Source organism: Photobacterium ganghwense, from assembly GCF_017329545.1.
Lineage (GTDB): Bacteria > Pseudomonadota > Gammaproteobacteria > Enterobacterales > Vibrionaceae > Photobacterium > Photobacterium ganghwense.
Genome location: NZ_CP071325.1, coordinates 2,080,936 through 2,095,244, shown reverse-complemented (window position 1 = coordinate 2,095,244; position 14,309 = coordinate 2,080,936). Strand labels below are relative to the sequence as shown.

The window sequence follows — 14,309 nt, the reverse complement described above, 5'->3', positions numbered from 1 at the left end:
GTTTGATGATAAGGGAAGAAATTTATTGTTGACCTTGTGGCGTAATCCGTTAAAGTACAACTCGTTCTCACGGGTTGTGCCCGAATGATGAGATGAAGCGACACTAGCTCAGTTGGTAGAGCGCAACCTTGCCAAGGTTGAGGTCACGAGTTCGAACCTCGTGTGTCGCTCCAAAAAGGCGCGTTGGCAGAGTGGCTATGCAGCGGATTGCAAATCCGTGGACCTCGGTTCGACTCCGGGACGCGCCTCCATATTGCGACACTAGCTCAGTTGGTAGAGCGCAACCTTGCCAAGGTTGAGGTCACGAGTTCGAACCTCGTGTGTCGCTCCAGATTCGAAGCCCTGACAGTAATGTCAGGGCTTTTTGCATTTGGACTTTCCCTGTTTTTTCTCTTTCCTCGCTTGTCACTTACGGTTTTCAACCATTTTTATTGATACTCAGCCATCACTGCTCAGAGTAAAGGTTTGAGTGAAAAATGAACGTTTATTATTTGGTTGCTCAATAATTCTGGGTTTTCATGATCTTATAGATAAACCGTATAAAATGATTATTTATTTATGACTTTCAAATGATATTTTTATGGTTTTTTTATCTGTTTTATGCTTGTTGCATATGTAATGCATGCTTTGAGGGGGTGTTAAGGTAGTGGTAACCATTGAAATGTTATGCGCGAGTTATTTCGTTCAAATAATGCTTGGCTCGGCATCTTTGATATGTTACTTTTCCGCGCAATCTCAGGGGGACATTTTACTGAGACACACGGCATAAAAATGTATTCGGGCTGATTGCATTTTTTATGCGATTGTAGGTATTGGTCATGCTAGTGGCCAATAGAAGGGCATTAATAGCGCTGACTGCCGGCCAAAGAACCCGCAGCGGCATATTGAGGGAACCCAACTGTGAAATTATTTTATTTATCAATCCTTATCAGCTTTGTCTTACCCAACTGCAGTATTATTACTGAGCCTTGATCTCTCTGATCACAGTCACTGGTTGTTAATATTCTGATGAATGTATTGCCTAGCCTTTGTTTTGCAAAGGATAATTTTTTCTGGCAAGTCAGAAATTTAATTGGTCACGTCGAACGTTTAATCGTTTTCGGCAAATTATAAGTCTATGCATCTAAACACGATGCATTCTGTACCGTACCGTGACAATTTCCTTGCTCTTAGTGCTCTATCATCTCAACGCCCTGTTTATAACGGCTGCGAGGTGAGGGATGAGTCTGAAGAAATGAAATTTCATGTGTATTGGTACTATGTGATGAGATGGAAAACTACATGAGTAATGTGTTTGACCTTAATGAGCTAAAACTTGCTTCAAATGTACCTGTGGTACATGGGGTCTATGATCTGACACCGGATGAGTTGCTGCTCAGTCAGGAGCATTATGAGTCAGAGGTGCGTTCTTACCCTCGACGTTTACCGCTTGCTATCGTCAAGGCTTCAGGCGCTCTGGTCGAAGACAGCCGTGGCCAACTGTTTCTAGATTGCTTGGCTGGTGCCGGTACTCTGGCACTGGGCTATAACCACCCTGAGATCAACCAGGCAATCATTGAACATCTGCAAGCTGGTTTGCCATACCAGACGCTGGATCTGACAACACCAGCGAAAGATAAATTCATCAAGGAAGTCATGAACTTCCTGCCGGATGAGTTTGCCAAAAATGCCCGTATTCAGTTCTGTGGTCCTTCCGGTGCAGACGCAGTGGAAGCTGCGATCAAACTTGCGAAGCAAACAACAGGACGTAACACCATGGCGGCCTTCCACGGCGCGTACCATGGTATGACGAACGGCACAATGGCGATGATGGGTAACCTGAATACGAAGGCCCGTCGTCAGGGATTGATGTCTGATGTTCACTTCCTGCCATTCCCATACAGCCTGCGCTGCCCGTTTGGCATGCACGGTGATGAAGGTGCGAAGCAAACCCTGCGCTACATTGAGCGTATGTTGAACGACGACGAAAGCGGCGTACAGAAACCTGCAGCGATCATCGTTGAGCCTGTACAGGGCGAAGGCGGTGTGATTCCAGCTCCTGCATTCTGGCTGCGTGAACTGCGCCGTATTACTAAAGATCACGGTATCCTGCTGATTTTTGATGAAATCCAGTGTGGTATCGGTAAAACAGGCAGCAACTTCGCCTTTGAAGAATCTGGCATCACGCCTGATATTCTGTGTCTGTCTAAAGCTGTAGGCGGCGGCCTGCCAATGTCTATCCTGGTGTTCGATAAGTCTATCGATACCTGGCGCCCGGGTGAACACACCGGTACGTTCCGTGGTAACCAGCTGGCAATGGCAACGGGTGCGAAAGCACTGGAAATCATCCGTCGTGACAACCTGACCGAGCACGCTCGTCTGGCTGGCCAGTACCTGCGTGAAGGTCTGGAGCGTCTGGCCCGTGAAACTGACTGTATTGCTGAAGTTCGCGGTAAAGGTTTGATGCTGGGTGTTGAAATCTGTAAGCCTGACGGTTCGAAGAACAAATTCGGTGAGCCGGAAGCAGATTCAGCGCTGACTATCGCTATTCAGCGTGCTGCGCTGGAACGTGGTCTGATCATTGAAAAAGGCGGCCGCCAGGGCTCTGTTCTGCGCTTCCTGCCACCACTGATCATCAGCTACGAGCAACTTGATTTTGCTCTGGAAACTCTGCGTCAGGCGATTCTGGCAACAGCGGGTCCGGCAAAAGAGAAAGTTGAAGACAACACTGCGTCGAATGACGACTGGAGCCAGCACTTTATCCACACCGGTAAAGGCGGCGCGGACCGATTTGAAGCGGTTCTGAATCAGACTACGCAAGTTCTGAAGCAAGTGTTTGAAGAAACGTCCACGCCTTACTCCGGTATGGACCCGCAGATCCTGAAAACGCTGATCAACAACGTTGATCTGAGCAATCAGCAGCTGCCTCTGGAGCGCGTAATTGAAGAAACGGGTGATCTGATCGCGAAAAACTCGATCATGGTTCAGCACCCGCATTGCATTGCGCACCTGCATACGCCACCATTGCTGCCTGCTATTGCCGGTGAAGCATTTATCGCGGCGCTTAACCAGTCTATGGACTCCTGGGATCAGGCAAGTTCGGCGACTTTCGTTGAGCAGAAAGTGGTAGACTGGCTGTGCGAAGTGTACGAGCTGGGCACTCAGGCTGACGGTATCTTCACCAGTGGTGGTACGCAGTCAAACCAGATGGGTCTGCTACTGGCGCGTGACTGGGCAGCAGATACGATTTCCGGCCACAACATTCAGAAGCAGGGTCTGCCTGAGTATGCTGGCAAGATGCGTATTCTGTGTTCGAAGAAGTCTCACTTTACAGTACAGAAAACAGCTTCTCTGATGGGGCTGGGTGAAAACGCTGTAGTGACTGTTGATACTAACCCGGACGGTACAATTCAGCTGGCTTCACTGGTGAAAACGATTGAAGCGCTGAAAAATGAAGATCTGCTGCCATTTGCTCTGGTCGGTACGGCAGGTACAACCGATAACGGTGCGATCGACGATCTGGCTGGTCTGGCTGATATCGCGCAGCAACACAACCTGTGGCTGCACGTAGACGGTGCTTACGGCGGTGCGCTGATTCTGAGCCGTCACAAGACACGCCTGCATGGTATCGAGAAAGCGGACTCTGTGAGCGTTGACTTCCACAAGCTGTTCTATCAAACAATCAGCTGTGGTGCGGTACTGGTTAAAGACAAAGAAAACTTCAAGTATCTGCTTCATCACGCAGACTACCTGAACCGTGAAGATGACCTGCTGCCAAACCTGGTGGACAAGTCTATTGCGACAACCAAACGTTTTGACGCCCTGAAAGTATGGATGACCATGCAAAGCGTTGGACCGAAGGCGCTGGGCGCAATGTATGATCACCTGCTGAACCAGACTCAATTGGTTGCGGACATGGTGAATCAGTCTTCTGAATTTGAACTACTGGCTGATCCTGCTCTGTCCACTGTGTTGTTCCGCTATGTCGGCAACCACACTGACGCCGCAGTACTGGACAGCCTGAACAAACAGCTTCGTATGGATGCGCTGGTACAAGGTAAAGCAGTACTGGGTGAAACCATGGTTAACGGTAACGTGGCCTTGAAGTTCACCATTCTGAACCCTTGTCTGACGCTGTCGCATTTTGAAGCGTTACTTAAAGAGATTAGCCAGGTAGCAGCTCAGGTTGAGCTGACTGCAAGCTAACAACTCGTAGGGCACAGTCGGTCGTCGGGCTGGCTGTGCCTGGACACTTACTCATTAAATGATGGAATAAAGACGAAATGGCAATTCTACAGATTGGTGCTGGTGGTGTTGGTTGGGTAGTCGCGCATAAAGCGGCTCAGAATAACGATGTGCTGGGTGATATCACCATCGCATCGCGCACCGTTGATAAATGTGACAAGATTATCGAGTCAATCAACGGTAAAAATAATCTGAAAGACCCTTCCAAGAAACTGGAATCCCGTGCAGTGAACGCTGATGACGTTGAAGCACTGGTAGCCCTAATCAAAGAAGTGCAGCCTGATCTGGTGATCAACGCTGGACCACCATGGGTAAATATGCCAATCATGGAAGCCTGCTATCAGGCGAAAGTGTCTTACCTCGACACATCAGTTGCGGTTGACCTGTGTTCTGAAGGTCAGCAAGTACCACAAGCCTACGACTGGCAGTGGGGCTACCGCGAGAAATTCAAAGAAGCTGGCATTACCGGTATCCTGGGTGCGGGCTTCGATCCGGGCGTAGTAAGCGTATTTGCTGCTTACGCTGTTAAGCACCTGTTCGATGAAATCGACACCATCGACGTGATGGACGTGAACGCCGGTGACCATGGTAAGAAGTTTGCGACAAACTTCGATCCTGAAACTAACATGCTGGAAATCCAGGGTGATTCTTTCTACTGGGAAGAAGGTGAATGGAAACAAGTACCATGTCACTCTCGGATGCTTGAGTTCGACTTCCCGCTGGTAGGTAAACACAAAGTTTACTCTATGGCGCACGACGAAGTTCGCTCTATGAAAGAGTTCATTCCTGCCAAACGTATTGAGTTCTGGATGGGCTTCGGCGATCGTTACCTGAACTACTTCAACTGCATGCGCGACATCGGTCTGCTGAGCCCTGAGCCGCTGACCCTGCATGACGGCACTGTTGTGCAACCGTTGCATGTCCTGAAAGCAATGCTGCCTGACCCAACGTCTCTGGCGCCGGGTTACACAGGTAAAACCTGTATCGGTACCTGGGTACAAGGTAAGAAAAGCGGTGAACCACGCAGCGTGTTTATCTACAACAATGCCGACCACGAAGTGGCATATAAAGATGTAGAACACCAGGCGATTGCGTACACCACAGGTGTTCCTGCTATTACTGCGGCGTTGCAGTACTTCCGTGGCGAATGGGCGGATGCCGGCGTGTTCAACATGGAACAGCTGAATCCGGATCCATTCCTGGAAACTATGCCACAACTTGGCCTGGACTGGGGTGTGGTTGAAATGGAACCACGTCAGCCAGACATTCAGATCCTGAAGTAACAGGCAATTGATTGACATTATCCGTCAGTAATGAAATTGAGCCGGTGCATCGCGCCGGCTTTATTTAGTTTAAGTGATTGAGAAATGAATAAAGACCAATTAAAAACACCTTACTTCATGATCGATGAAGCAAAGTTGATCCGTAATCTGGAAATCGCGAAGCAGCTGAAAGAAATTTCTGGGGTGAAGCTGGTTCTTGCCCTTAAGTGTTTCTCGACCTGGGGCGTGTTTGACATTATCAAGCCGTACCTTGACGGCACAACCAGCTCAGGTCCGTTCGAAGTGAAACTGGGCTACGAGAAGTTTGGCGGCGAGACGCACGCATACAGCGTGGGTTACAGCGAAGATGACGTGCGTGAAGTGGCTGACATCTGCGACAAGATGATCTTCAACTCACAGAGCCAGCTGGCAGCTTACCGTCACCTGGTGGAAGGCAAAGCCTCACTGGGTCTGCGTCTGAACCCAGGCGTCAGCTATGCGGGGCAGGATCTGGCTAACCCGGCACGTAAGTTCTCTCGCCTTGGGGTACAAGTCGATCACCTCAATCCGGAAGTGTTCGATAGCATCAACGGCGTGATGTTCCACATGAACTGTGAGAACAAAGATGTGGACGCTTTCATTAACTTACTGGATGCGATCTCAGAGCAGTTCGGTGAGTACCTGAACAAGCTGGACTGGGTTAGCATGGGTGGCGGTGTGTTCTTCACATGGCCTGGCTACGATGTTGAGAAACTGGGTCTGGCGCTGAAAGCCTTCTCAGAAAAACACGGCGTGCAGATGTACCTGGAGCCGGGTGAAGCGATCATCACGAAGACCACTGATCTGGTCGTGACTGTGGTTGATGTCGTGGAAAACGTCATGAAAACAGCGATCGTTGATTCTGCGACAGAAGCACACCGTCTGGATACACTGATCTACAATGAACCAGCGTCGGTACTGGAAGCCTCTGAAAACGGTGAGCATCAGTACGTGATTGGCTCTTGCTCGTGCCTGGCGGGCGACCAGTTCTGTGTGGCGAACTTTGATAAGCCGCTGGAAATTGGCCAGAAGCTGCACATTATTGACAGCGCTGGTTACACCATGGTGAAACTGAACTGGTTCAACGGTTTGAAAATGCCATCAGTGTACTGTGAGCGCACTAACGGTGACATTGAGAAGCTGAACGAGTTTGGCTACGACGATTTCAAACGTTCACTGTCACAGTGGTCGGTATCCTGATTATTCAGACATTCTCAGTTTGAGTACCAGTCAAAGGGAGCTAATCAGCTCCCTTTCTTTTTGGTTGTTTCCCGCCCGATTTTAGCTGTGTCGCACTTTTGGCAAGGCTTCAGGTCACCGCCAGCAAATTTGAACATTGCAGTGTTTTGCTTGTTGCGAATTTATAAAGTCTTCATTAAGTTGATTTTATAGTCAATCCAGTGAGTATGAGGACGGATATGGATATTGCCATCATTATTGTCGGGATCATTTTTGGTGCGGAAGTTGTACGACGCCTGCTCAGCCACCGCAAAGAGATGCGTGAGCTGGAATTGCAGCATCTCAACCATACCCAATTAGAGCAAGATAACGATCAGTTACGCCAGTCAGTCAGCGCCCTGACTGCCCGGGTCGAAGTGCTGGAGAAAATCGTGACGGATAAAAGTTACCGACTGAACGAGGAAATTGAGTCACTGAAATAAATTCAGGGTGGTGAACGGTGATGTAAGCGGTGAGAGGATTCGCGACATTGCACAATGCCGGGCTAAAACAGCAGGCCTGTACTGGTGGTCTACTGACCAATAAAGGGCTGCTTTTTGATTGGATGTGTCGGAAAGTAGTCAGTCGGTAAGAATCTTTGGATTTCTGGTTGACTCACTTTCTAAAATCAGTAAATTAGCCACCCGTACCGCAGCGGTCACTTCTGAAAAGAGTCGTGTACCAAAGCAACAGGGTATGGCGCGTTGGCAGAGTGGCTATGCAGCGGATTGCAAATCCGTGTACCTCGGTTCGACTCCGGGACGCGCCTCCATCTTCTCTCGGATACTGAAAGATCCGGCAGCAGAGCAGGTGAGGCCAGAGTACTGGCAAACAATATTGATGGCGCGTTGGCAGAGTGGCTATGCAGCGGATTGCAAATCCGTGTACCTCGGTTCGACTCCGGGACGCGCCTCCATCCTCTCACTGATATCGAAAGTTCCGGCAGCAGAGCAGGTGGAGCCAGAATACTGGCAAACAACATTGATGGCGCGTTGGCAGAGTGGCTATGCAGCGGATTGCAAATCCGTGTACCTCGGTTCGACTCCGGGACGCGCCTCCATATTTTAAAAGCCTGACTGGTTAGTCAGGCTTTTTTCGTTTAGCGTCTTCAGCCCGCCAGATCGACAAAATTACTGACCCCAAACAAGCAGATGATCAGTCCGCCTAAGACTTGCAGGTAGAAGGGGAAGGTAATGACCTCATCATCGTCCATCAGTGTTGACCTTGATACCGCCCCGGATATCGCCAGGATACACTGGATAATCAAACTCCCCACAAAAACCGCCCCCGCCAGTTGCATCGCGAACAACAAGTTGAGTTGATCAATTGAGTGACCAATAAAGGCAGACAGCGCAATCAGTGCGACCGGATTGGCCAGCGTCAGAAAGAACGTTGAGCGAAATCCCAGCTTTTTTCCCGGGTGATGAACGTTAGCCAGTAGCCGGGTATTTTTCAGCGCGGAGTACATCATGTAGAAACCCATGAAAATCAGAACCCACGAAGACAGCAGGATAATCTGGTAATGGTAGGCATCGAGCTGGCTGATAAGCAGTGTCCCGGTGATGAAGCTGATCAGGGCGTAACAATAATCCGCCAGCGCTGCACCGATAGCGCTTCGCATTGCGGTGACATAACCATGGTGTATACCGTTTCCCAGCACCAGAATAGCAATCGGACCGACCGTTAGTGACAGGATCAATCCAAATAACACGGCTTTCATGACTTCCATCATTTTATCCCCCATACGACTCAGGAACACCGCACTACTTTTTATGGTTTTATTTAAAGCATAGTCATGATCACTCGTGGTGCACCAGTAGAAAAATTCGTCTTATTAGTTGTTTACAGGAAGTAAGACACGCACTAAGGCAGGGCAGGTAAACTGGTGGGCGTTTGAGCGCCCTGTGCGTGAGGTCAAAGCGGGGTGAACATTGAGGAAGCAGGCAGTGCAACCAGGCTGCATCTTGTTGCTAGAAGTATTGCACTGCCTACAGCACTAAATCGACAATACCAAACCGACAACACCAAACCGACAGCAATTGATGCCGTTAAATTCGGACGGGAAGTTCGTGCCGCGTGTGTAGTTTTACGATTGCTTGCGATTGTCGGGTTTTAACGGCTGATCGCCAATGGTGGTTTTACCCGGGCAGATGCGTTTGACCGGACACTGACGGCAACTGAGCAGCGCTGCGTAGGGGCACAACGCCAGTACTTTCTTTCTGGTTTTGGTCTTGGGAGCCATTGAATACCTCCTTATTGGGCAGGGCGACCGGTTGGTTTTGCCGATGAACAATGCCCTGCGTTAGCATTGATATTGCGAAAGTTATTCTTGTCATCACTGCTGCTATTTGTACGGCCCCCCTTTCGAGGGGCTTGCTGAGTGTCTAACTTTGTTTCTGTAACTCGGCGACCAGTAATCGGCGCGTTATCCGCTCTTCCAACGAGGAAGGAGCTTCCAGTTTCATACGTTTGATCAGTTGCTCGGTGTCATGATCGGGTTTCTGGGTATGCAGCGAGCCAAGTATTGCGAGCAATTTTCCGGTGCGAGTTGATGTTTTGGACTTGAGGGCTTTCAGCGCTTTACCCAGCTTCAGCTCCTGTGCCGTAAAACTGCAGCCAAACGGGAAGGGGGCAAAGAGTCCTTGAGCCTGATACTTACGGTAGAAGGCATTGATCATATCGGGCGTATTGTTGGCGTATTCCGGAGGCAACTGGTAGTCGGGGGCGATTTTACCGGCCGCTTTTGCCTGCGCCAGTAGCTGTTGCTGAAACCGGGAGTCGGCAATTTTGATGAGCTCGCTGTACACCACTTCATCCGGTTTACCACGAAGATCGGCGATGCCGTATTCCGTGATCACAATGTCGCGCAGCTGGCGGGGAATCGTGTTGTGGCCATAGTTAAACAGAATGTTGGAGGTCAGTTTGCCTTTGCGGTACGCACAACTGCGGATCTTGATGACAGAGCGCGCATCGCGTAGCTGGTGAGACTGGGCAACAAAGTTATACTGACCACCCACACCACTGACAACCTGGCCGTTTTCCAGTGCGTCAGAGACAACAGAGCCATCCAGCGTCACCATCATGCCGGAGTTGATGAAGCGGGCGTGTTTGCGCTGAGCCTGTTTCAGCTGCTGATTGCCGAGCATATGGTCGTACAAATCGTTGACGTAGTTTACGCTGGTCATGCAGAACTGCTGATGTTCATCATCGCTGAACTGATTCAGGTCATCGTAGAAGGCTCTCGGACCGATGAAAAAGGCCCCGTGCATTACCACACCGCCTTTTAGCGATGGACCGAGTGCATGGGTTTCAATCCAGTGTTGAATGTCCGGTTGGCTAATGTCGGTGCCTGCTGTCGCATTGGGCGTGACTAACTTTCCGTGTACCAGACTGACTTCCGGCCGGAAAACCCCGTACCGTTTCAGGTAACTGATATCCGCCTGAGTCAGTGTACTGTTGATTGCGCCGTATTCCAGCAGGGTGTTGAGAGTAGCCAGAGTCACGGTTTTACTTATCTTTTTCTGATTCAGTAAGTGCTGAATGGTGAGGTCTTCAAATACTTCCCGCTTCAGAACGCCTGCCTTGTACAAATGGACAAAACCATCAACCATCAGCTCGCTGCAGCCATACAGTCCTTCTTCAAAGGCCCCGTGTTCGCCGATATCGCGGCTGATGGGGAATTTATTAAAGACATTCAAATCGGACAGTACTTTATTGTACACCCGGTTATTTTCATGGCGAAGCAAGGTGCTGTAGGTCAGGGCGCTGCTGAGTGACCCGATCCCGACTTGCAGTGTCCCCCCGTCCTTGAGCAGGGTACTGGCATACAGACCGATCAGATGATCTTCCGGCGAAATGCTGGCGGCGGGCGCGGCAAAAAGGGCATAGTCCTGATGGTCAGGCTGTGTATTCAGATCCAGGATAAAATCAAACTCGCTGTCGGCTACCTCAGCATGGTTGCGCATAAACGGCATGTTGGTATTCACTTCCCCGACAACAGCCACGCGATGTCCGGTTGCTTTGAGTTTGTCCATTTCAGGAATCAGATCCAACGCCAGATCCGAATTACTGCCCAGGCTGTAGGTCGTGACTTGCTCGTGGTTTTGGCCGCAAGTCCGTTTGCCAACAATCTGTGCAATCACATTCACCCCTTTGTCGAGCAAATCCCTGACGGCGTGGGTATAGTTGGTGCTGGTGTAATTGCGTTGTTGGGGGGAATTCAGAAAGCTGCCTGCTTTGAAGAAAAACTCACTGATCACTATGTTATCAGGGACGCAGCCGCGACGGAGATCCAACATGTAATCGAGATCCGGAACATTGGCGAATTCTCGTGCGACGAACGGTTCAAGGAAGTGTTTTTCCAGTGCACTTTTACCAACGGGTTTCTCCAGGCTGATCCCGGTTTCGATCCTGAGCGAGAGGCTGGGATCATGTTTGGCGCGCTGATAGAGCGCATTCACAAAGGCTACAGGCTTACCCACGGCAAGGGGGATCCCCAGAACGATCTTGTTCCCTACGCATGCAATGATTTCATCAACCAGAGTGTCAGCCTGATCGATCACCCGGGCATGCGGTTTCGGATGAACGACCGAGGCAACAAGGGCGGGGGTGGGCTGTTCCGCATCGAAGAGTTGTATCACAGACATGGCGCATTCCTTGTTCACGTTGTAATTCGCATGGGTTGTGAGTCGCAGAGGTGATTAGCCGTGAAAATGTTAGCGACTGATGTGCTAGATACGTAAATAGCAGTCACTATGGCCACCAAGATAGCGTTGCTCAATTCACCCTGTGCTTATGGTTGTTATGTGATCAATTGTTGCGGCAGGACTTAGAGCTTTCATTCTATTTTTGGGAAAATATGCGCAGGATACACAGTTTGTTATGGATTGGTGAAGTGAGTCACAGCAAATGCCTTCCCCCAAAAGTGCATCATGTTTAGCGATGGCGTGACGGGAAAGGGCTCGCAGTTTCATTGTGCGCTGAGGTCTGTTGCTGGCGGTGAGTTTACGAGTCTGGAAGCCCGCTTTGTTATGTGAGGCGGCTAGCAGATACCACGTCGAATTAGAAAGATTGATCTAATAATTGTTGCTACTTTGGATGCATCAAAAGGTATTTCTGGCTCTGATTGTACCCACTGTGTCAGAGGAGGAGAAAAGATGAGTCCAATGCAGCTATTTTCAACTATCAAAGCAGTAACCAATATTAAAGCAGTATCTAATGTCAGGGTGGCAGGTCAGGCCGGGGAGGATCTTACCCGTAAACTGGTGTACGCCGGTTTGGGTGTGTGCCGGGTCGGTCTAGAGCAGGTGAATGGCGTTCAGTCACGGGTCAACCAGCAATTCAGTGCGATGGTTGCTCAAGGCGAGTCGGTTGAATCTGAACTACGTGATCGGGTACAGGATACACGTCAGGCGGTGCGCAATCAGGCTGAGGCACAGTTTAACCAAGTGCTGAACCGTACCTGCGGCATTGACCGTCGTCGACTGACCGAATTTGAAGACAAAGTAGATCGTTTGCAGGCGGCAGTGGAAAAGCTGGCAGACAAACGCGGACAGTAAGGCACGCCGATGTTGTATGTCGTGAGGAATTTTCGTGTCGGAACTCAGTAACACTCACTCCCTCAGGCATATCAGGAAACGTATCGGTGGCAGGCAAGGTTAAACCGTCTGCTGAAAATCACCCAGGCTGCGGTGTCTGTTGAGTCTGACAAAAGGAATCTGTTTCTCAGCGGGCCATATCGCCAACTTGCAACATAAGGACTGGTTTATGCCAAGTTTGTCTCTACTGGATTTAAGTTTCATTGTTTTCGAGACGGCCAATACGCCGATGCATGTGACCGGGCTGGTCATTCTGGAGCCGCCGGAAGGGCAGGCGACCACGTATGCGCAGGAGCTCTATTCGCATTTTCTGCAACACCCGGAGACAGTACCGCCATTTAACTGGAAGCTGACCTGGTCGCTGACCGGTCGGCCGAGCTGGACGACGGTCAGCGAAGTGAATCTTGAAGACCATTTACGTATTACGATGTTGCCCTCGCCCGGTAACGATCAACAGCTGCAACAGCTGGTGGGGCGTTTACATAGCCAGGTGCTGGACCGGAGTCGCCCGATGTGGGAAGTCTGGGTCGTCGGGGGACTTGAGCATAACCGCGTGGCACTGATCATGAAAATTCACCATTCCATGGCAGATGGTATTCGTGCCAGTACCCTGTTTACCCAAAGTTGTGCGACAACGCGGGAAGACTCCTTTACGCAGCCTCTCTGGCAGTGTGATTTGAGGAAAACAGCCAGTCAGCGCCGGGAAGAGACTCACTTAACCGACATGGTTGTGAAAACGGCAATGGCCGCCACAAAGCAAATTTCCTTGTTACCCTCCATGTTTCGGTTAGGCAGCAAGCTGGCATTGAAAGCGGTGAACATGGCTGAATGTGACTTGAAGCTTCCGTTTACGGCTCCTAAAACACCGTTTAATTTGAGTCCGAAACGAACCCGTTCGGTCAGCATCGGGCATTTTTCGATAGCCGAATTAAAACATATCAGCCGAATCACTGGCGCGTCGGTTAACGATATCTTGTTCACCGTCAGCGATATTGCCCTTAACCGTTACCTCAACGACAGGGCTATCCCCCTGAACAAGCCGCTGGTGGCCATGATGCCCATGAACCTGCGGGCGCAGGGCGATACCAGTGATAAAGGCAACAAAATCTCCATTGGCCATGTTGAGTTGGGCAGGCCGGATTTATCGCCGTTGGAACGGTTGGAAGCGATTCAGCACGCCACTGTTGATCTCAAGCGGGAAGCGCTGAACATCTCACCGGATGCGTACGTGAACTACTCGCTGCTGGTTAATGGGGTTTCCCTGTTCAGTGGTAAATTTGGCCTGAACAGTTTTATTCCGCCTGCCAGTAATTTGTTGATATCCAATGTGCCCGGTACGGATGACACCCTGTACTTTATGGGTGCTGAAGTGAAAGAGCAGTATCCGGTATCGCTGTTGATGCCGGGACAAACCCTGAATATCACGTTTTTCAGTAACGCCGGGATGATGTATTTCTCGCTGGTGGCCTGTAAGCAGTCGTTGCCCGGTTTTGAAGTCATAGCGGACTACATGTGCGAGGCATTTGCCGACATTGAGCAGGATGTGATGCAAATGGCAATCGAGGCAGTGGCCGAGCAGCTTCAGGGGCACGATGAGGATGTGTTGGCTGTTGAAACTGCGGTTGAAGCCGCTCAGCGAGGTCTGGATCCGGATGATGAAGATTTCAAAGCGCTGTATCTTGAAAAGCAACGTAAGGTAGAGGCACTGGAAGCGCAACTGGCCCAGCTTACCGACATGCTGAATAAAACTATCGACATTGATCCATCGCTTCCTGCTCAGAATCAGGATGAAATTTCGTCACGAAAACGCTCATAACTAACTGATTCAATTTGTAATACTTAATACGTTCTGCCCCCATACCCAGCAAAGGCTCATTCATCAGCTGTATGAATGAGCCTTTTTTTATTGGCTGAGAGGTGTGTCTGACTTCACAGATAGTTCAACTGGTAGGAGCAGTTTTTTGAAGTG

Annotated in this window: 9 protein-coding genes and 6 tRNA genes; 12 read left to right on the top strand and 3 right to left on the bottom strand. The window is 50.0% G+C overall.

The annotated features are described in order from the left end of the window. Positions 1-97 precede the first annotated feature (97 nt). The 10 genes from FH974_RS09570 to FH974_RS09525 all read left to right on the top strand — a co-directional run bounded on the left by FH974_RS09570 (position 98) and on the right by FH974_RS09525 (position 7,803). Positions 98-173 (top strand) — tRNA-Gly (locus tag FH974_RS09570). A gap of 4 nt (positions 174-177) precedes the next feature. After that, positions 178-251 (top strand) — tRNA-Cys (locus tag FH974_RS09565). A 4-nt stretch (positions 252-255) separates the two neighbouring features. Continuing rightward, a tRNA-Gly gene (locus FH974_RS09560) sits at positions 256-331 on the top strand. A 950-nt stretch (positions 332-1,281) separates the two neighbouring features. Beyond that, positions 1,282-4,185: a pyridoxal phosphate-dependent class III aminotransferase gene (locus FH974_RS09555; protein ID WP_047885699.1), complete on the top strand. Its 2,904-nt coding sequence runs from the start codon at positions 1,282-1,284 to the stop codon at positions 4,183-4,185. A gap of 77 nt (positions 4,186-4,262) precedes the next feature. Next, positions 4,263-5,507, top strand: coding sequence for a carboxynorspermidine synthase (locus tag FH974_RS09550; RefSeq protein WP_047885698.1), 1,245 nt, complete (start codon positions 4,263-4,265; stop codon positions 5,505-5,507). Positions 5,508-5,591: 84 nt separating this feature from the next. Further along, positions 5,592-6,725: a carboxynorspermidine decarboxylase gene (nspC, locus tag FH974_RS09545; RefSeq protein WP_047885697.1), complete on the top strand. Its 1,134-nt coding sequence runs from the start codon at positions 5,592-5,594 to the stop codon at positions 6,723-6,725. A 218-nt stretch (positions 6,726-6,943) separates the two neighbouring features. Next, positions 6,944-7,186 (top strand): hypothetical protein, encoded by a 243-nt coding sequence (locus FH974_RS09540; protein WP_053061853.1) that lies wholly within the window; start codon positions 6,944-6,946, stop codon positions 7,184-7,186. 255 nt (positions 7,187-7,441) lie between these two features. Continuing rightward, positions 7,442-7,515, top strand: a tRNA-Cys gene (locus FH974_RS09535). Between the two features lie 70 nt (positions 7,516-7,585). After that, positions 7,586-7,659, top strand: a tRNA-Cys gene (locus tag FH974_RS09530). Between the two features lie 70 nt (positions 7,660-7,729). Further along, a tRNA-Cys gene (locus FH974_RS09525) sits at positions 7,730-7,803 on the top strand. Between the two features lie 48 nt (positions 7,804-7,851). Here the strand turns inward: FH974_RS09525 and FH974_RS09520 are convergent. The 3 genes from FH974_RS09520 to FH974_RS09510 form a co-directional block, all read right to left on the bottom strand. Then, positions 7,852-8,475, bottom strand: a complete 624-nt coding sequence (locus tag FH974_RS09520; protein ID WP_170108370.1) for a LysE family translocator — start codon at positions 8,473-8,475, stop codon at positions 7,852-7,854. Between the two features lie 354 nt (positions 8,476-8,829). Further along, on the bottom strand, positions 8,830-8,985 hold the full coding sequence (locus tag FH974_RS09515; protein ID WP_169776034.1) for a hypothetical protein: 156 nt from the start codon (positions 8,983-8,985) through the stop codon (positions 8,830-8,832). A 142-nt stretch (positions 8,986-9,127) separates the two neighbouring features. After that, positions 9,128-11,389: an acetyl-CoA hydrolase/transferase C-terminal domain-containing protein gene (locus tag FH974_RS09510; RefSeq protein ID WP_084712579.1), complete on the bottom strand. Its 2,262-nt coding sequence runs from the start codon at positions 11,387-11,389 to the stop codon at positions 9,128-9,130. A gap of 510 nt (positions 11,390-11,899) precedes the next feature. Here FH974_RS09510 and FH974_RS09505 point away from each other — a divergent pair. Together FH974_RS09505 and FH974_RS09500 are read left to right on the top strand one after the other, a co-directional pair. Continuing rightward, a complete protein-coding gene (locus FH974_RS09505; protein ID WP_053061852.1) occupies positions 11,900-12,301 on the top strand; it encodes a phasin-related domain-containing protein in 402 nt (133 codons plus the stop codon). 208 nt (positions 12,302-12,509) lie between these two features. Next, positions 12,510-14,156, top strand: coding sequence for a wax ester/triacylglycerol synthase family O-acyltransferase (locus FH974_RS09500; RefSeq protein ID WP_047885694.1), 1,647 nt, complete (start codon positions 12,510-12,512; stop codon positions 14,154-14,156). Positions 14,157-14,309: the final 153 nt, after the last annotated feature.